This is a genomic window from Nocardia sp. CA-129566, assembly GCF_050956075.1.
Classification (GTDB): Bacteria; Actinomycetota; Actinomycetes; order Mycobacteriales; family Mycobacteriaceae; genus Nocardia.
The window spans coordinates 1153300-1175314 of record NZ_CP192085.1 but is presented as its reverse complement, the minus strand read 5'-3'; the positions used below and the strand labels follow the sequence as shown (position 1 = coordinate 1175314).

At 68.0% G+C, this 22015-nt stretch carries 1 protein-coding gene (cut by a window edge); it reads right to left on the bottom strand.

Annotated features, from left to right (window positions below; genetic code table 11):
• Nucleotides 1-9 precede the first annotated feature (9 nt).
• Nucleotides 10-22015, bottom strand: partial view of a non-ribosomal peptide synthase/polyketide synthase gene (locus ACQP0C_RS05400; protein ID WP_433731102.1) — the 3' portion only. The gene runs 3539 nt beyond the window's last position; the window shows 22006 of its 25545 coding nt (coding positions 3540-25545); its start codon lies off the right edge, out of view — the gene reads right to left on this strand; it ends in the stop codon at nt 10-12.

Here is a 22015-nt window from a genome sequence, read left to right as displayed (position 1 = left end):
GGGAGGGGTTCAGGTCCGGTCGGCGTGCGCCAAGACATTGGTCAGGACGTGGCCGATGCGGGCGAGGGCGGATTCGGAGGTCATGCGCCAGTGCGAGGCCTGCACGGCGTGGTTGTGCACGGTGCCGTCGATGGCGTCGGACCAGCTGGCCGCGCCGGTGGCCCCGGTGGGATCGTCGAGTGCGGCGGTGAAGTACACGAGATTGCCCTTATAGGGCCGTGGGCGGTAGCGGGTGATGAGCTCCAGGGAGTGGATGCCCGCGTCGAGGACCCGGCCGAGCCGATCGAAGCCGAAGGAGGCGAACGGTTCCGGGAGATCGGCGATGCGGCGGGCGAGTTGGGTGCGGTCGAGTTCGGTATCGGTTTCGTCGGCCTGTTCGCCGAGTAGTCCGCCGAGCAGATCGGCCACCGGGACCGTCGCCGTCTCGTCCACCGTGACGTGCAGTGAACTGTCCATCATGGCGAGCATCGCGACATGTTGGCCCTGGTCCTGCAACTGGTTCGCGACGGCATGCGCGAGCACACCGCCCAGCGACCAACCCAGCAGGTGATACGGCCCCTCCGGCTGCACCGCGCGGATCTCACGGACATAGTGCGCGGCCCAGTTCTCGATCGAATCCGGCAGCGCCGCCGCGGAATTCAATACCGGCGACTGGATGCCGTAGATGGCACGCTCGGGATCGATATGCGCGGCCAGCCCGGCGAACGACCAGGCGACACCGCCGACCGGATGGATACAGAACAGCGGCTCGCGGGCACCGCCGGGCCGCAGCGGCAGCAGCACATCGAAGGCCGCCTGTGCGTCGACGCGGCCGCGACCGCAGCGGTGCAGTTCGAGTTGGCTGATGAGATCGGCCGGTGTCGGCGCGGCGAACAGCCACACCACCGGGATCTGTTCGACGAGAGCCGAACTCAGCTGGGTCGACAGCCGAGTGGCGAGCAGCGAATTGCCGCCGCGTTCGAAGAAGTTGTCGTCCATGCCGATGCGCTCGGCCGCCAGCACCTCGGCGAAGGCGGTGCAGACCAGCTGCTCCAACTCCGTTTCCGGAGCACGGAATTCCCGGGTGCCCAGCTCGGGCCGGGGCAGCGCCGCCCGATCGACCTTGCCATTCGCATTCAGCGGCAGGGTTTCCAACCGCATCAGCACCGTTGGCACCATATAGCTCGGCAGCACCTCGGTCAGCGCGGTGCGCAGCACCGTGGGATCGACCGGTTCGGTGGCGGTGAAATACCCGACGAGCATGGCGTTATCGCCACCTTGCTGAGCCACGACAATGGCCTCGGACACCATCGGACGCGAACGCAGCGCATGCTCGATCTCGGCGAGTTCGATGCGATAGCCGCGCACCTTCACCTGGAAGTCACGGCGCTGCACGTATTCGAGATTGCCGTCGGCACCCCAGCGGACCATATCGCCGGTCCGATAGATTCGCGTGCCCGGTGCGCCGAACGGGTTGGCCACGAAGCGTTCCGCGCTCAGGTCGGGTCTGCGGTAATAGCCGCGGGCCAGTTGCGCACCACCGAGGTACAGCTCGCCGGTCACCCCGGCCGGTACCGGATGCATCCGGTCGTCCAGCACATAGACCTGGTTCCCGGCTTCCGGTGTGCCGATCGGGACCACCGCGTGTCGACTGGCCGGGCCGGTACGGAATCGGGTCACCGAGACCGCGGCCTCGGTAGGGCCGTAGAGATTATCGATCCGGGCCGCGGTAAGCGCCCGAATGCGATCGACGATGTCTGCGGGCAGTGCCTCACCGATGACGAGCAACCGGCGCAGCGATCGTGGCAGCCGCCGGTCGCCGCCGACCTCCGCCAACATGGCCAATAGCGATGGCACCAGCGTCACGGTGGTCACCGAGGCGCGCCGGATCAGATCCAGGACGCTTGCCGGATCCCGTTGCGCGCCTTGCGGTGCCAGCACCACGCGCGCGCCGGTGCGCAAGGCCGACCAGAACTCCCATACCGATAGGTCGAAGGCGGCCGAGGTCATCAACAGGGTGGCGTCGTCGGTGTCGAACGCGTATTCCGATTGCAGCCAGTCCAATTGGTGTGCGACGGCGGCGTGCGGAACGGCCACCCCCTTCGGTGATCCGGTCGAACCCGAGGTGAAGATGACGTAGGCGGTGTTCGCCGGGGTCAGCGGCGTCACCCGTTCCTCGGCACGCACCGGACTGCTGTCGAGGACGCCGGCGACGATCGAGATATCCAGCACCACATCGTGCTCGACCACATTCTCGGGCAGCATGGGCCGCTCGGCCGAGGTCAGCACCAGCGCCGGATTCGCGGCGGCGAGTACGCTCGCGGTCCGCTCCACCGGATGGGCCGAGTCCAGCGGCACATACGCACCGCCGGCGGTCACCACCGCGTACATCGCGACCAGCAGCTCGACACTGCGCGGAATGGCGAGGGCGACCAGCGATTCCGGTCCGACACCGCGCCCGATCAGCGCGCGGGCCAGCCGGTTCACCCGAGCGGCGAACTGAGCGTAGGTCATCGTCATGGCATCGTCGACGATCGCCACCGCATCGGGCCGCCGCGCGACCTGTGCCTGGAATGCCGCCACCAGGGTGACCGGTGCCAACTCGTGCTCGCCGCGATTCCAGGTCACCAGCATGCGTTCGCGTTCAGCGGGGTCGAGCAGGTCGAGATCACCCACCGGAACGTGCGGTGCGGCACAGATCGCGGCCAGCAGGCGCTGTAGGCGACCCGCAAAACCGGCGACGGTGGATTCGTCGAACAATGCGGTCGCGTAGGTGATCGATGCGGCCATGCCCGCCGGATTCCCCTCCGCGTCATAGCGGTCGGTGACCACCAGATGCAGATCGAATTGCGATATCTCGGAATCGAAATCGGCCGCGGCAGCGGTCAATCCGTCCAGTGTGAACTCGGCTTCGGCCTGGTTGTGGAAGGAGAAGCCGACCTGGAACAGCGGGTGCCGCGCGGTGGAACGCTCCGGATTCAGCACCTCCACCAGGCGCTCGAACGGCACATCGGCATGGGAGAAGGCAGCGACGTCCGCGGCGCGCACCAGATCCAGCAGTTCGGTGAAATCCGCGCCCGCATCGACCGGCGTGCGCAGCACCAGGGTGTTGACGAACATGCCGACCACATCATCGAGTTCGGCCGCGCCCCGGCCCGCGACCGGGGTGCCGACCGCGATATCGGCGGTGCCGGACAGGCGTGCCAGCAGTACCGCGAATGCGGCGTGCAGCACCATGAACAGCGTCGCGCCGGCGCCGCGGCCCAGATCGGCCAGCGCCGCCTGCATTTCGGCGCCGATGGTGAAATCGACATGGCGGCCGCGGGTGGAGACGATGGCGGGCCGTGGCCGGTCGGTCGGCAGGGACAGTTGCGCGGGTAGTCCGGTGAGGGTCTCGGTCCAGAACCGGAGTTGCCTGGCGAGCAGCGAATCCGGGTCATCCTCGCTGCCGAGCAGATCCCGTTGCCAGCGGCTGTAATCCGCGTACTGCACCGGCAGTGGCGTCCATCCGGGCAGCGCACCCTGCTTGCGTGCGGCATAGGCGACCATCACGTCGCGGGCCAGCGGGACCAGTGACGAACCGTCGGCGGCGATATGGTGCACGACCACGACGAGCACCTGCGCACCGAGTTCGGTCGGCCCCTCGACCGGCCGGAACAGCCGGGCTCGGACCGGAACCGCTGCGGTGACATCGAATCCGCCGCCGACGAAGTCCACGACCGCCGAGGTCAGATCGTCGACCGGCACCGGAATCGGCACCAGCACCGGCACTTGCGCCGCCGCTATGGGCAGCACCACCTGCACCGGGCCGTTCTCGCGCTGCGGGTACACGGTGCGCAGCACCTCGTGGCGCTCCACCACGTCGCTGATGGCCGCGTTCAGTGCCGCGATATCCAGCTCACCGGTGAGCCGCACCGCGAGCGGAATGTTGTAGGCGGTGGACTGCCGGTCGAGGCGGTTGAGGAACCACATGCGCTGCTGTGCGAGCGACAGCGGAACCGGATCGGTTCCGGTGCGCCGGGTCAGGGCCGGACGCGCGCGCACCGCGGCCGGATCGGTGGCGGCGGTATCGATGGCGGCGGCCATGGCCGATACCGTCGCGTTCTCGAAGACCAGCCGCACGCCGACCGAGACGTCGAGGCGCGCACCCAGTCGCGCGGCCAATTGTGTCGCGGTCAGGGAGTTTCCGCCGACGGCGAAGAAGTCGTCGTCGACACCGACGGTCTGCAGGCCGAGCACATCGGCGAACACCTCGGCCACGATCCGTTCGGCCGCCGTCTCCGGCGCGCGGAAGGCAGCGGTACGGAACTGGGGCTGCGGGAGTGCCTTTCGATCCAACTTGCCGACGGGAGTCAGCGGCAGTTCATCCAGGACCATGATGGCCGCGGGCACCATATAGGCGGCGAGTGCGCGTGCGGCGAAGGCGGTCAGCTCGGCGGTGTCGATCGTGCGCCCCGCGGCGGCGACCACATACGCGACCAGCGAGACGGTGCCTGCGGCGTCGGTATGTCCGATGGTCACCGCGAATTCGACGGTGTCATGGGTCGCGAGCACCGCGTCGATCTCACCGAGCTCGATGCGCAGACCGCGCACCTTCACCTGCTGGTCGGCGCGTCCCACATACTGGATCGCGCCGGTCGTGGTCCAGCGCACCAGATCACCGGTCCGATACAGCCGTCCACCGGCCGGACCGTAGGGATCGGCGACGAAGCGCTGCGCCGAAAGACCCGGGCGCGCGTGGTATCCGCGAGCCAGACCCGGACCGCGCAAGTACAACTCACCGGTTACCCCGTCCGGCACGGGCTGCAACCGAGTATCGAGCACCACCGCGGACATGCCGTGGATCGTGGTGCCGATATCGAACTGACCCGGTCGCAGCGGTGCGCTGATATGGGTGATGATCGTGGTTTCGGTCGGGCCGTAGGTGTTGTGGAAGGAGCGCCCGATCCCCCAGCGCTGCACCACATCCGGGCCGTAGGACTCGCCGCCGACGGTCAGCTGCTTCAGTTCGGGCAGCTCGCTCGGATCCAATGTCTGCAGCACAGCGGGAGTTATGAACACATGGCTGACCCGCTGGTCCCGGATCAGCGCGGTCAATTCCGCCCCGCCGTAGACACCGACGGGCGCGATAACCAGCGCGGCGCCCGCAGGCAGTGCGAGCAGCAGCTCGAGCATGGACGCGTCGAAGCTGGGCGATGCCACATGCAGGACCCGCGACGTCGCGGTTACCTCGTAGCGATCCCGTTGTGCGCGTGCCACTCCCGCGAGTCCGCCGTGGGTGGCGAGCACGCCCTTCGGTATGCCGGTCGACCCCGAGGTGTAGATCATCCACGCCGGATTGGCCACCTGTACCGGACGGGCCAGCTCCGTCGCGCTGAGCGGGGCAGCACTCGTATGCCGCATGCGCGCCGCGGTGGCGGGTGCGTCGAGAACCAGCCATTCGGTGGTCTCCGGCAGTGCCGTTCGGCAGGCGGTCAGCGTAAGACCGACGGTCGCACCGGAATCGGACAGCATATGCGCGATCCGGTCGGCCGGATATGTGGGATCGACCGGTACGAAGGCCGCGCCGGTCTTGGCCACCGCCCACACCGCGAGGATGGACTCGGCCGAACGCGGGATCGCCACGGCGACGAAATCCTCGGCGCCGATACCGTGCCCGATGAGCATTCGCGCCAGTCGCGACGACTGTTCGTCCAAGGCGCGGTAGCTGAGTTCCCGATCCTCCGAAATCAGCGCGAGCGCATCGGGATTCATCGCGACCGCTTCGGCCATCAGCTCGGCGAGGGTGCGCGGCGGGGCCGATGCATCGCCGCACCTGCCGAGCACTTCGGCGCGTTCGGCCGGAGCCAGCACATCGATCGTGCCGACCTGCGCGGACGGATCCGCGGTGAGGGTGCCGAGGACCCGGCCGAATCGGCGCAGCAACCCCGCGGCTGTGGCCTCGTCGAACAGGTCGGTGGCGTAGTCGAGTTCCACCGCGAGGTGACCGTCGGCATCGAGGTCGGCCGCGACGGTGAACTGCAGATCGAACCGGGCCACCGGTTCGTCGAAGGCGAGGGCCGCCAGCTCCAGACCGGGCAGCGCGAAGGCCTCCGCGCCGGTGTTCAGATAGCTCAGCGCCACCGTGAACAGCGGATGTCGCGCCTGTGAGCGCTCGATGCCGAGTTCATCGGCGACGCGTTCGAAGGGGACGGTGGCATGGGCGAAGGCGGCCAGATCGACCGTTCTGGTCTCGGCGAGCAGATCAGCGAACGAACGGTCCGAATCCGGGTGCGTGCGCAGCACCAGGGTATTGACGAACATGCCGACCAGATCGTCCAGCGCCGCCGCGCCGCGTCCTGCGACCGGGGTACCGATGGCGATATCGGCCGAACCCGAGAGCCGGGCCAGCAGTACGGCCAGCGCGGCATGCACCACCATGAAGGGGGTCGCGTTGTGTTGCAGCGCGAGTTCGTGCACCCGGGCACCGACACCGCCGCCGATCCGGGCGCGGACATTGCCGCCGCGCTTGGATGCGATGGCCGGGCGGGGCCGGTCGGTCGGCAGCGCCAGCTCTTCCGGCAGATCGCGCAGCGCCTCGGTCCAGTACGCGAGCTGCGGTGCCGCGACCGCATCCAGTTCGGCCGTCTGCCACAGCGCGTAATCGGCGTACTGGGCGGCGAGTTCCGGCCAGACGGGAGTACCGCCGAGCACTCGGGACAGGTAGGCCGACACCAGATCTCGCAGCAGCGGTTGCATCGAGTAGCCGTCCGCGGCGATATGGTGCAGCACCGCGACGAGCACATGGCTGGTCGCATGTTCACCCAGCAGCACCGCGCGCACCGGCACCTCGGCGGTGACATCGAAGCCCGCAGCGAGGAATTCGGCGATCCGCTCATCCACCGGACCGTTCAGAGGTTCGACCGTCAGCCGCACCGGAGCCGGTTCGGCGGGCAGGATCACCTGGTGGCCGGTGCCGCCCGCATCGGCGGGATACACCGTGCGCAGCACCTCATGACGTGCGACCACATCCGCGAACGCGGCACACAGCGCCGCCGCGTCCAGTTCACCGCCGATCCGCACCGCGACCGGGATATTGTGCGCGGCCGAATCCGGATCGAGCCGGTTGAGGAACCACATGCCGCGCTGCACCGGCGCCAGCGGAATCAGCTCCGGGCGCGGTCCGGCGAGCAAGGGCACCACCTGCTCGTGCGCGTCGGCATCGGCGGCCAGCCGGGCGGCGAACGCATGCACCGTGGGTGCTTCGAACAGCGCCCGCACCGGCACGCGGCGACCGAGCCGCTCGCTCAACCTGGCCAGCACCCGGGTGGCGATCAGGGAGTTGCCGCCCAGGTCGAAGAAGTTGTCGTCGGCGCCGATCGGCGTCCGCGCCAAGACCGTCTCGAAGGCCTCGGCTACCAGTCGCTCGGCCGGAGTAACCGGCGCGCGGTAGGCGATGCGGTCGAGTTCCGGTTCCGGCAGGGCATTTCGATCGAGTTTGCCGGAGGCATTGAGCGGGAAGGCGTCGAGCACCACGATCGCCGACGGAATCATGTACGACGGCAGCGCATCCGCCGCGGCAGCCAAGGCGGCCGCACGGAGACCATCTTGCGCGACGCCGGTGACATAGCCGACGAGCTGATCACCGGTATTCGTGGTGACAACACCGGCGGCGGCCTGCGACACACCGGGCACCGCGGCGAGTACCGCCTCGATCTCGCCGAGTTCGATGCGCTGGCCGCGGAACTTCACCTGGAAATCGGTGCGGCCCAGGTACACCAGTTCCGGGGTGACACCGCTGGTATCCCAGCGAACGAGGTCTCCCGTGCGATACATGCGCGCACCCGCCGGGCCGAATGGGTTGGCGACGAACCGATCCGCGGTCAGATCCGGCCTGCCGTGATAGCCACGGGCGAGCTGCGTCCCCGCGAGGTACAACTCCCCCGCCACACCGGGCAATGTCGGCCGCTGCCGGGAATCCAACACGTACACCCGGCTGTTCCACTCCGGATTGCCGATCGGCAGGACGGCACGGTCGATATCGCCGGTGACATCGCGGTAGGTGATGCTCACCGCCGCCTCCGTCGGGCCGTACAGGTTGTGCAGACGTGCGGCGCTCACCGCGCCGAAGGCACGCACGGTCTCGCCGGGCAGCGCCTCACCGATGACGAATACCGTGCGCAGTGTGTCGAGATCGGCACGCGCTCCGGTGGTTTCGATATGTCCGGCGAACGCGCTCAACATCGATGGCACGAAATCGGTGACGGTGACGCCGTATTCGCCGATCACCGCGCCGAGATAGCCGGGATCGCGGTGGCCGTCCGGGGTGGCCAGCACCAGCGTCGCGCCGATGCGCAAGGGCAGGAAGTAGCCCCATAGCGAGACATCGAAGGTGGTCGCCGTCTTCTGCAGGTACACATCCTCGGCGGTGAGCCGGTACTCCGACTGCATCCACGTCATCTGGTTGACGATGGCGGCATGGGAAACGCTGACACCCTTGGGCTTTCCGGTGGAACCCGAGGTGAAGATGACGTAGGCCGGGTTCCGCGGGTGGATCGGCGCGGTGCGCTCGTGCACCGCGATCGGATCGTCGGCATAGCTTTCGAGGGCGACGGTGTCGATGTGCACCGTCGCACCGGCATAACCGAAATCCGCTCGATCGCGCTCGGTGGTGAGCAGCACGGCCGGTGCCGCGGTATCGAGAATGTGCGCGATGCGCTGCACCGGATGATCCGGGTCGATCGGCACATACGCACCGCCCGCCTTGAGCACCGCGTACATCGCGACAACCAGCTCGGTCGAACGCCGAATCGCCAAGGCCACCAATGACTCCGGACCGACACCGGCCGCGATCAGATGCCGGGCCAGCTGGTTGGTCCTGCGGTCCAGTTCACCGTACGACATGGTCCGGCCGGTGCCCGCGTCATCGGCCGCGAAGACCAAGGCGGTGTCCTGCGGTGTCGCGGCGGCCTGTGCCTCGAACTCGTCGAGCAGCATCTCCGCGACGAATGCGGTGTGCGCGGAGTCGTTCCAGGCGGTCACCACCCGGTCCAGCTCACCGGATTCGAACAGATCGATATCGCCGACTATCTGTTCCGGATCACCGATCACCGCGGCGAGCAGCCGGGTGAAGCGGGCGCCGAAGGTCGCGATGGTCGTCGCGTCGAACAGGTCGGTGGCGTAGGTGAACCGCAGCGCGTCATCGGTGACGGTCAGCTGCAGATCAAATCGGGTCGTCTCGTAGTCGATGTCGTACTCGGCGACGGTGACGCCCGCCATCTCCACCGATACCGGTGCGAGGTTCTGGAAGAACAGCGCGACCTGGAACAGCGGATGCCGCGCCTCGGAGCGCGGTGGATCCAACACCTCCACCAGCCGCTCGAACGGCACATCGGCATGGGCGAAGGCATCGAGGTCACCATCGCGGACGCGACGCAATACCGATGCGAAGGAGTCGGAGCCGGGAACCTGCGTGCGCAGCACCAGGGTGTTGACGAACATTCCGACGAGATCATCGAGCGCGGCCGCGCCACGACCGGCGATCGGCGCGCCGATGGCGATATCGGCCGTGCCGGACAGGCGTGCGAGCACGACCGCCAGCGCGGCATGCACCACCATGAACGGGCTGGCATCGTATTGCGTTGCGATGGTGGCGATTCCGTCGCGCACTGCCGCATCGAGCCCGATGGCGATGCTCGCGGCGCCGTGGCTGGCGACAGCGGGACGCGGCCGATCCGATGGCAGATCCAGCTGTGCGGGCAGCCCGCCGAGCGCGTCGTTCCAGTAACGCAGTTGCCGTGCGGACACCGACTCCGGATCGTCCTCGGCACCGAGGATTTCCCGTTGCCAGAGTGCGTAATCCGCGTACTGCACACCCAATTCGGTCCAAGCGGGTGCCGCGCCGGTGGCACGCGCCGCGTAGGCGATGGCGATATCGCGGGCCAGTGGCGCCATCGAAAAGCCGTCCGCCGCAATATGATGCACCACGAGGGCGAGCAGGTGTTCCCGATCCGCTAGCGTGGCCAGGCCGATGCGCAGCGGTACCTCGGTGCTCACATCGAAGGATCTCGCGACCAGATCCACCAGTGCGGCAGCGATATTCGACGGATCCAGTTCGACGATTTCGGGCACCTGTGTGCGGTCCGAGATCCGTTGGTAACCCGTGCCATCGACGTCCGGGTAGATCGTGCGCAGGGTTTCATGCCTGGCGATCACATCGGCGATGGCGGCGGTCAGCGCCGCGGTGTCGAGATCTCCGGTGAGGCGGATGGCGACCGGAATATTGTTCACCGTCTCGTCCGGATCGAAGCGGTTGAGGAACCACATCCGCTGCTGCGCCGGCGAGAGCGGGATCAGGTCGGGACGCGGTCGCGCGGTAAGTCGCGGTCGGCCGCCGGTGCCGATGAGCCGTGCGGCCCGCGCGGCCGATCCGGCGACATTCGGGGCCTCGAACAGCATCCGCACGGGGATTTCGGCATCCAGCACCGCGCCCAGCCGAGCCGCCACCTGGGTGGCGAGCAGCGAATTGCCACCGAGGGCGAAGAAGTTGTCATCGAGGCCGATCCGGTCGACGCCGAGCAGATCGCCCATGATCTCGGCGACCGTCTGCTCGGTCTCGGTCGCGGGTGCGCGGTAGGCGGCGACCTCGAATACCGGTGCGGGCAGTGCGGTGCGGTCGAGCTTGCCGGAGGCATTGAGCGGGAAGGCAGCCAGCACGACGAAGGCCGAAGGCACCATGTAGGCGGGCAGCTCGGCCGCCAGCTCCGCACGCACCGCGTCGATATCGATGGACCCGCCGACCAGATACGCCACCAGCTGCTCGCCGAGCCGATCGTCGGAGCGCACGACGACAACGGCTTGGTCGACCGCATCCAGTGCGGTGAGCACGGATTCGATCTCACCGAGCTCGATCCGCAACCCGCGCACCTTCACCTGGAAGTCGGTGCGGCCCAGGTACTCCAGCTCACCGTCGGCGTTCCACCGGACGAGATCACCGGTGCGATACATCCGCTCGCCCGCGCCACCGTGCGGATTCGCGACGAACCGGTCAGCGGTCAATTCCGGCCTGGCCACATAGCCGAGCGCCAGCTGCGCACCGGACAGATACAGCTCACCGGGGACGCCGACCGGTACCGGCCGCATTCGCGCGTCCAGCACCAGCAGCCGGGTATTGAACACCGGTCTGCCGATCGGCACCGAGACCGAATCGCGGTCGGTCACCTCATGGAAGGTGACGTCGACCGCGGCCTCGGTCGGCCCGTACAGATTGTGCACGCTGGCGCCGGTCAGTTCGCGAACCCGCTGCGCGATCGTCGCGGGCAGCGCCTCGCCGGAGGCGAATACCGCACGCAGCGTGCGACATTCGCGCGCCCGCGGCTCGGCCAGGAATACCGCCAACATCGAGGGGACGAAATGCGCGACGGTAATCCGATCATCGGCGATCAATCGAGCCAAATAAGCCGGATCACGATGGCCATCGGGCCGCGCGAGCACCAGACGCGCGCCGACCCGCAACGGCCAGAAGAACTCCCAGACCGAGACGTCGAAGGTCGCCGGGGTCTTCTGCAATACCGCGTCCTCGGCACGCAGCCCGTACTGCGCCTGCATCCACACCAGGCGATTGACGATCGCGGCATGCGATACCGCGACCCCCTTCGGACGTCCCGTCGATCCGGAAGTGAAGATGACATACGCCGCATGCCCCGGCGACAGCTCACCGAGCCGATCCGCCGTGGTCAGCGGTGCTGGCGAGAATCGGGTCAGATCGAGTCGATCGACCCGAACCTGATGCGCCGTACCGAGTTCCAGATCCAAGCCAGCGGTGAGTACCAACACCGGCCGCGCGGTCTCCAGTACGTATTCGATCCGATCGGCCGGGTGGTCGGGATCCAGCGGCAGGTACGCGCCACCGGCGACCGTCACCGCGTACATGCCGACCACCAGGTCCAGCGAACGCCGCATACCGAGCGCGACAATCGAATCCGGTCCGACGCCCTGGCCGACCAGCCAGCGCGCCAGTCGATGCACCCGATCCGCGAATTCGGCATATGTCAGCGTCGCGTAGCGACTCGTTGAGGGGTGGTGGTCGGGCGACGGGTGGGCCAGCGTCGCGTAGCGACTCGTTGGGGGGTGGTGGTCGGGCGACGGGTGGGCAGAACTGTGCCCCTCGAATGTCACGGCGATGGCGTCGGGTGTCCGCAACACCTGCTCCTCGAACCGCGATACCAGGGTCTGCGTGCCGTCTACCGGGAACGACGTATCGTTCCACCGATCCAGCACCAGCGCGCGCTCGGCGCGATCGAGCAGTTCGATATCGCCGACGCGGACGGTGGCATCCGCCACGACCGCCTCGAGCAACCGCACCAAGCGGGCCGCGAACGATTCGACCGTCGTCCGGTCGAACAGATCCGTCGCATAGCGCATGACCGCGCGCACCGCGGTGCGAGCGCCCGCCGCGTGCTCGGCGAGTTCCAGTGCGAGGTCGAATTGCGCGACCTGGTTGTCGATCGGGTAGGCGGCAACGTCCAAACCGGGCAGGCGCAGCACCGTATCGTCGCGGTGCTCGTAGGTCAGCAGCGTCTGCACGATCGGTGCGTGGGCCTGCGAACGCAGCGGATTCAGCTCATCGACGAGCCGCTCGAACGGCAGATCGGCATGCGCGAAGGCGCGGATATCGGTGGCCCGCACCCGGCCGAGCAGTTCGGCGAAGGTTGTCTCGGCCGCCACCTCGGTGCGCAGCACCAGGGTGTTGACGAACATGCCGACGAGATCGTCGAGCGCCTGCTCGGCGCGACCGGCAACCGGGGTACCGATCGCCACATCGTCCACGCGAGCCAGGCGCGCCAGCAGGATCGCATAGGCGGCGTGCAGGACCATGAACGACGAGACCCCGTGCCTGCGGGCCAGCTCAGCGATGGCAGTGGTCAGCTCGGCGGTGATCGCGAACTCGACCGCGGCCCCGCGCCCGGACGCGACCGCTGGACGTGGCCGATCGGCGGGCAGTTCCAGGACCGGGGCGAGTCCGTCGAGTTCGGTGCGCCAATGCGCGATCTGGCGCGCCAGCACGGATTCCGGATCATCGGCCGAACCGAGCACATCGTGCTGCCACAGTGTGAAGTCCGCGTACTGGACCGGCAGCGGTCGCCACAGCGGCGCCGCCCCCGCGGTGCGAGCGCTGTAGGCCGCCATCAGATCGCGGGCCAGTGGAGCCGTCGAGACGCCGTCGGCGGCAATGTGGTGCACCACGACGACGAGCACATGGTCGTCGGGTGCGACCCGGAACAGGTTAGCGCGCACGGGAATTCGCGTGCGCAGATCGAATCCGATCGCCGTGACGCCGACAACCGCTGCGGCGAGGTCGGATTCGGCGATATCGGTGCGCGGCAGTGCCAGCTCGGCGCCCTCGGCCAGCACCACCTGTACGGGACCGGCTCCGTCATCGGGGAACACGGTGCGCAGCGATTCGTGCCGTGTCACGACATCGCCCAGCGCCAAGTGCAGCGCCCGCTCATCCAGTGCGCCGGTGAGGCGAATGGTGATCGGAATGTTGTAGACGGCCGAGTCCGGATCGAGCCGGTTCAGCAGCCACATTCGAGTCTGGGCCAGCGACAACGGAATACGGCCCGAGCGCGCCCTGACCACCAGTGCGGGTCGGGTGGCGTGCGCGCTATCGGAATCGGTCACCCGAAGGGCCAGTGCGGCTACGGTTGGCGCCTCGAAGATCTCGCGCACGGTCAGTGCGCACCCGAACGCGGCATTGGCTCGTGCGACCAGACGCATGGCCAGCAGCGAGTTCCCGCCCCGAGCGAAGAAATCGTCATCCGCACCGATGCGCACACCACCGCCGATGAGATCGGCGATGAGCGTGGCGAGCACCGATTCGGCGCCTTCGCCGGGGGCCCGGAATTCCGTGGTAATTCCGGATACTTCGACGGCGGGCAGAGCGGCGCGATCGAGCTTGCCGACCGTGGTGAGCGGCATCTCGTCGAGCACCACCAGATGCGCGGGCACCATGTACGCGGGCAGGTGGTCGCGCATCTCGGCCAGCACCGCCTCCGCCGACAGCTCCGCCCCGGTGACATAGCCGACCAAACAGTCATGGCCGGAGGTGTCCTGAACCAGCACCACCGCGGCATTCGTCACGCCCGCAACGGCGGTCAGCGCCGACTCGATCTCGCCGAGCTCGATGCGCTGACCGCGCAGTTTGACCTGGAAGTCATTGCGGCCCAGATAGACCAGGTCGCCCCCGCGATTCCAGCGCACCAGATCACCGGTGCGATACATCAATCTGCCGGGCACCCCGAACGGATCTGCCACGAACCGCTCGGCGGTCAGCCCGGCCCGGCCGTGATAGCCACGCGCCAATTGGTCGCCCGCGAGATACAGCTCACCCGTCACACCGATCGGCACCGGCCGCAGCCGGGCATCGAGCACATAGGCGCGGGTATTCCAGCACGGACGGCCGATGGCGACATCACGGCCGGATTCGGCGTCGGCATCGGTGAATTCGTGATAAACCGCCGAAATCGCAGCCTCGGTGGGGCCGTACGCATTGTGCACCGCCCCGCCGACGTGTTCGCGAATCGCGGCGAGCAGATCCGGCGTGAGCGCCTCACCGCCGCAGTGCAGGTGCCGGAAGGATCCCAGCGCATCCCCCATACCCTCACCGATCAGCGCCGCGAGTACCGACGGCACGTATTCGGCGATGGTGATGCCGTGCTCGCGCAATAGCCCGGCGAAGTAGGCGAGGTCGAGATGGCCGCTCGGGCGGGCGATCACCAGTGGTGCGCCGACCGCGATCGGCAGGAAGCATTCCCACACCGAGACGTCGAAGGTGAGCGGGGCACGCTGCAGAATCCGGTCGTCCGTGGTGACGCCGTAGCGGAATTCGAGCCACCGCAGCTGATTCATAATGGCGCGGTGGGTGACCGCGACCCCCTTGGGGCGGCCCGTCGAACCGGATGTGAACAGCACGTAGGCCGTATTGTCCCGACGCAGTGGCGCGCGGCGCTCCGGAAGCGTCCTGGCATCGAAGCCGGTGAGGTCGAGGTCGGCGAGATCGACCACGCGCACGCCATCGAGTTCGGGCAGTACCGCACCACCCACCGCCAGCACCAGAGCCGGTGCGGCACTGTCGATCACCTGCGCGAGCCGGTCGGCCGGATGGGCGGGGTCCAAGGGCAGGTACGCACCGCCCGCGCGCACGATCGCGTATATCGCCACGAGCATGTCGATCGACCGCAGCGCGGCCAGACCGATGATCGTCTCCGGTCCCACATCCGCCGAAATCAGCCACCGGGCAAGACGGTTCACCCGGGACTCGAATTCGGCATAGGTCACCGCGGTGTCCTCGAAACGCACCGCGACGGCATCGGGGGTCGCCGCCACGCGGGCGGTCAGCAGATCGTCGAGGGTCGCCGGGGGCAGCGAGCGGGCGGTGGCATTGCGATCCGCGAGCAGCAGTCCGCGTTCGGCCATCGACATCAGCTCGACATTGCCGACGGGTGTGCGCATATCACGGACCATCGCGCGCAGCACTCGTTCGAAACCCGAGAGGAACCCGCTGACGGTTTCCTCGTCGAAAAGGTCTAGCGCGTAATGCAGATGGATATCGATGCCGTCCGCCGAACCGTCGGCGGCATAGCGGTCGGTCAGCGTCCAGTCCAGATCCAGCTGGATCGGCGCGGGACCGATATCGAGTGCGGCAATGCTCAATCGGTGCAGTTGGAAGTCCGGCTTCGACTGGTTCTGCAGCGTCAAGGCCACCTGGTACAGCGGCGCGTGTGCCTGCGAGCGGACCGGATTCACCACATCGACGAGCTGTTCGAAGGGCACGGCGGCGTGATCGAAGGCGGCCAGGTCGGCGGCGCGGACCGTCGCGAGCAGGTCGGCGAGCATGGCCTCGGCACGCACCTCGGTGCGCAACACCAAGGTATTGACGAACATGCCGACCAGATCGTCCAGGGCTTCGTCGCCGCGACCGGCGACCGGCGTGCCGACCACGATGTCATTGCTCGTGCTCAGGCGGCTCAGCAGTACGGCGAGTGCGGTGTGCAGCACCATGAACGGGGTGACCCGGTGTGTGGCCGCCAATTCCTGGATGCCCTGGTGCAGATCGCGGGGCAGACGGCCGGTGATGGCGCCGCCGCGGTTGGAGGCCACGGCGGGCCGCGGCCGGTCCGCGGGCAGGGTCAGCACCTCGGGGACGCCAGCGAGCCGCTTGGTCCAGTACTTCAGTTGATGGGCCAGCAGCGAACCCGTGTCCTCGGCCCGGCCGAGTGCGGCGCGCTGCCAGATCGCGAAGTCCGCATACTGCACCGGGAGCGGGCCCCAGGACGGGGCGACACCTGCGCAGCGGGCCACATAGGCGGTGGCCAGATCGCGGGTCAGCGGCGCGAACGACCAGCCGTCCGCGGCGATATGGTGCACGACGAACAGCAGCACGTGCACCTGCTGGGCCGAGTTGCGCTGCGGCGCCGCCGGTTCGTCGTCGATGTGCAGCAGCCGCACCCGCAACGGCACCTCGGTCGTGACATCGAATCCGCTCTGGGCCACCGCGGCGATGAGTCCGGGCAGCTCGGCCGCCGGTACCGAGCGGGCCACGAGTTCCACCAGCTTGGTTCCGGCGGGCAGCACCACCTGCGTCGCGGCACCGTCGTGTTCGGGATAGATGGTGCGCAGCGTCTCGTGCTCGGCGATGACATCGGCAATGGCACGTTCCAGCGCTGGCACATTCAGCACGCCGGTCAGGCGCAGCGCGAACGGAATGTTGTATCCGCCGCTGGCCGTATCGAATCGGTTCAGGAACCACATGCGCTGCTGGGCGATGGACAGCGGAATCGGCTCGCGGCGATCCTGGGCTGTCAATGGCGGCACCGCCGGTGGCGCGGTTTCGATATCGTCCGCGCGGGTGACGGTGATCCGACGCGACAGCTCGCGCACCGTCGGGGCGTCGAAAATGGTGCGCACCGGCACATCCACGCCGGTTGCCCTGGTGAGCCGGGCGGCGAGCTGCGTGGCGATCAGCGAATTGCCGCCGAGGGCGAAGAAGTCGTCGTCCGCACCGACGGTCGCCACATTGAGCAAGGCGGTGAAGGTCTCGGCGACAAGGGTTTGCGCCGGACCGCTCGGTGCGTGGAATTCGGTGGCGACCAAAGCCGGTGCGGGCAGGGCCTTTCGGTCCAGCTTGCCGGAGACGGTGACCGGGAAGTCATCGAGCACGACAACGGCGGACGGCACCATGTAGGAGGGCAACCGCCGCGACAGCTCGGCTCGGAGGACAGCGGTATCGACTGCACCATCCGCCACCAGGTAGGCGACCAACTGATCGCCCGTGCCGTAATCGTCTCGGGCCAGCACGATCGCCTGCGCGATTCCGGCAACCGCCAGCAATGCCGACTCGATCTCGCCGAGTTCGATGCGCAGACCGCGAATCTTCACCTGGAAGTCGGTGCGCCCGACGAACTCCAGCTCACCCGGCGCACGCCAGACGACCAGATCGCCGGTGCGGTACATGCGAGCACCGGCCGGACCGAACGGATCGGCCACAAACCGTTCGCCGGTCAGATCGGCCCGGCCGAGATAACCGCGAGCCAATTGCGCGCCGGACAGATACAGCTCACCGGGGACACCCACGGGTACCCGGCGCAGGCGAGCGTCGAGCACATATGCGCGGGTATTCCAGTTCGGACCGCCCATAGGCAGAGTGGCACCGTCGCTATCGGTCACCTCATGGGCGCTGACCTCGACCGCCGTCTCGGTGGGGCCGTACATGTTGTGCACGCGGGCACCGGTCCGCGTTCGGGCCCGCTGCGCGGTCGCCGCGGGCAAGGTTTCGCCCGAGCAGAACACGTGCCGCAGTGCGGGCACATCGATGTCGTCCGCGACGAACATCGCGAGCATGGACGGTACGAAGTGGGTGATCGTAATCGACTCGCGCCGAATCAGATCCGCGAGATATCCCGGATCCCGGTGGCCATCCGGCCGCGCCAGCACCAACCGAGCCCCGACCTGCAATGGCCAGAAGAACTCCGGCACCGAGACATCGAAGGCCACCGGCGTCTTCTGCAGCAGCACATCGGTGCCGACCAGCGCGACGTGCGCGGACTGCATCCACAGCAGCCGATTCACGATCGCGCCGTGGCTCATCGCGACGCCCTTGGGCCGACCGGTGGACCCCGAGGTGAAGATGACGTAGGCGGTATTGGCGGCCCGAAGCGGTGCGTTCCGGTCGGCATCGGTGATCGGGGCGGCCGAATACCCGGACAGGTCGAGCCGATCTATGCGCACCTGCGACCCGGCGACATCCAGATCACGGCCCGAAGTCAGCACGCAGAGCGGTCGCGCGGTCTCGAGGATGTGACCGGTGCGCTCGGCCGGATGGTCCGGATCGAGCGGCACATAGCCACCACCGGCCACGGTGGTGGCGTACATGCCGACCACCAGATCGATGGACCGGCGCATTCCCAGTGCGACAAGGGAATCCGGTCCGACGCCCTGCTCGATGAGCCAACGCGCCAGGCGGTGCACCCGGTCGGAGAACTCCGCATATGTCAGCGTCGCGTAGCCACTCGAAGAGGGGTGGTCGGGCGACGGGTGGGCCAGCGTCGCGTCGCCACTCGATGAGGGGTGGTCGGGCGACGGGTGGGCCAGCGTGGTCCCGTCGAAGGTCAGTGCGGGTGCGTTCGGGGTCCGCGCCGCCTGAGCGGTGAACAAGGAAGCGAGCGTCTGGGTTTCGTCGATTGCGCGCGTCGTATCGTTCCACCGATCCAACAGCGACAGCTCGTCGGCATCCAGTAGCTCGATCGCACCGATCCTGGTCTGTGGCATCGCGGCAACGGCTGCGAGCACCCGCAGGAAGCGGGCGACGAAGGCGGCGATCGTCGACGCATCGAACAGATCGGTGGCGTAGCGCAGGCTGCCGGTGAGCCCACCGTCTTCGGCGCGTTCGTTCATCACCAGGTGCAGGTCGAATTTCGCGCCGGTATCGACCGGTTCGACCGGTTCGACCGTCAGCCACGGCACCGCGAGCGCCCGGCTGCCCGCCACCACGCCCGGTGCCGCACCGAAACTGAACATGACCTGGAACAGCGGATGCGCGCCGGTGCCGCGGTCCACCGCCACGGCATCGACCAGGCGCTCGAACGGCAGATCCGCATTGGCGAAGGCGGCCAGATCCGTATCACGCACGCCCGCGAGGAGTTCGGCGAAGCTCGCCGACGCGCTGACCCTGGTTCGCAAGACCAGGGTATTGACGAACATGCCGATGAGCGCGTCGAGTTCGCGGGCACCGCGCCCGCTGACCGGCGAGCCGATCACCACGTCGTCGGTGCCGCTCGAGCGGGCCAGCGTCGCCGCGAAGGCCGCGTGCACCACCATGAACAGCGACGCGCCACCGCGCTGTGCCAGTGCGCGCAGATCTGCCGCGATCTCGGGCGTCACCTCGAAATCCACCGCGGCGCCGCGATTCGACGCCAGCGCCGGACGCGGCCGATCGGTGGGCAGTGCGAGTTGGGCCGGTAGGCCGTCGAGGGTTTCGCGCCAGAATCGCAGCTGCTGATGCGCCGGATCGCCGGGCCGGTCCTCGGCGCCGAGCAGCGCGCGATGCCAGAGACTGTAATCCGCATACTGCACCGGCAGTTCCTGCCAATCCGGCGTGCCGCTCGGCCCACCCGTCGCCCGACCTCCACCCCCCATCGAATCGCTGCGCGATGCAGTACCCAATCTGGCCAGGTAGGCGCGGACCAGATCGGTGATCAGCGGCGTCATCGACAGTGCGTCGGCGGCGATATGGTGCACGACGAAGACCAGCACGTACTCGTCACCGGGGATGCCGCGCCGATCGTCGACGCGGTCGACACTCAGCAGCGCTACCCGCACGGGCAGTTCGGTGGTCACATCGAATCCGGCGCTGGTGATCGCGGTAATGGCGGCGGTCAGATCGGCACGCTCGACGGGCACCGGATCGAGGACCAGCCCGATCTCGGCCGATACCAGAATCGACTGGTACGGACCGGATTCGCTATCGGGATAGCAGGTGCGCAGTACTTCGTGCCTGGACAGCACATCCAGCACCGCGCGCTCCAGCGCGTTGACATCGAGCCTGCCGGTGAGCCGGAGTACGACGGGGAGGTTGTAGACACTGGCCGCGCGGTCCTGGGTTTCGATCCGATTGAGAAACCACAGTCGCTGCTGGGCCGGTGAGAGCGGAATACGCTCCGGACGTTCCTGCCGCACCAGCGGCAGTGCGGGCGCGGCGGCCCGGCTGAGTTCATCGACGGCGGCCGCGAACCCCTCGACCGAGGACGCGTCGAACAGGGCCCGCACCGGGATGCGCGCACCGATGGCCTCCCCGGCCCGGGCGGTCACCTGGGTGGCGTCGAGTGAGCTGCCGCCCAGTGCGAAGAAGTCGTCATCGAGGCCGACCCGTTCGACACGCAGCACCTCGGCGAATACCGCCGCGACCAGGCGTTGGGCCGCATCGGCTGGCGCTCGGAAACTCTTGTGCCGCAACACCGGAAGCGGCAGGGCGCTGCGATCGAGCTTGCCACTGGTGTTGCGTGGGAACTCCGACAGCTCGACCAGCGCGGTCGGCACCATATATCCAGGAAGACGCCCGGCGAGGCCCGCTGTGACCGCATCCAGGTCCAATTCGCTGCCCGGCATGCGAATCACATAGCCCGCCAGATAGTCCCCGGTATCGCCATCGATCAGCCGGACGGCGGCCTGCGCCACCGCTGAGGCCGCCAGCAATGCCGCCTCGATCTCCGCGAGCTCGATCCGCTGGCCACGGAACTTCACCTGGAAATCCGTCCGGCCGAGGTAGACGAGCTCGCCATCGGCATTCCAGCGCACCAGATCTCCGGTGCGGTACATGCGCGCACCGGATCTGCCGAAAGGGTTGGCCACGAACCGCTCCGCGGTCAGATCGACCCGGCCGTGGTAGCCGCGGGCCAGCTGGTCACCGGCCAGATACAGTTCGCCGGGTACGCCGATCGGCGCTGGATGCAACCGCGAATCCAGCACGTACACCTGGGAATTCCACTCCGGCTCGCCGATCGGCACCAGTTCGTCGGCGGCGGTGACCTCGCGGTAGGTGATCGATACCGCCGCCTCGGTCGGGCCGTACAGATTGTGCAGCGCGCCATCGCTCACCGCGTGGAAGGCCGCGACGGTCTCCGGCGGCAACGCCTCACCGATGACGAAAACATCGCGCAGCGAGTCGAGTTCCCCCGCTTCGGCATGCGTCGCGAAGACGGCGAGCATCGACGGCACGAAGTCGGTCAGTGTGACGCTGTGGCGGGCAATGGTTTCCGCGATATAGCGGGGGTCGCGGTGGCCGTCCGGCGCGGCGAGCAGCAGGGTCGCGCCCGCGCGCAGCGGCAGGAAGTAGCCCCACAGCGATACGTCGAAGGTGGTCGCGGTCTTCTGCAGGTAGACATCACCGCCGCGGGGCCGGTATTCGTCGTGCATCCAGGCCAGCTGGTTGGCGATCGCGCGATGTTCGACCGATACGCCCTTGGGCTTGCCCGTCGATCCGGAGGTGAAGATGACGTAGGCGGGGTGTTCGGGTCGCAGTATCGCGCGGCGCTCGCCGTCAGCGATCTTGGCGGCGGAGTACTCCGACAGGTCGAGCTCGTCGATATGGTGCAGGTTTACACTCGGCGGCACGGTGGCGGGGAGGGTGAATCCGGTCTCGCGCGTGGTGAGTACGGAATGCGGCCGGGCGGTGTCGAGAATGTGCCAGATGCGCTCGGCCGGATGGTCGGGATCCACCGGGACGTAGGCGGCACCGGCGCGCAGCACCGCATACATCGCGACGACCAGCTCGATCGAGCGCGGCATGGCCAGCACGACCAGCGATTCCGGGCCGATGCCGGTACCGATGAGCAGGCGGGCCAGCCGATTGGCCCGCGCGGAGAGTTCGGTGTAGGTGAGTTCGGTCGTATCGGAGGCCAGGGCAATGGCATTCGGCGTCCGACGCACCTGGTTGTCGAAGCCCTCGTGCAGAAATCGGTCGGCGACCTTGTGCCCGCTGGCATTCCAGCTCGCGGTGACG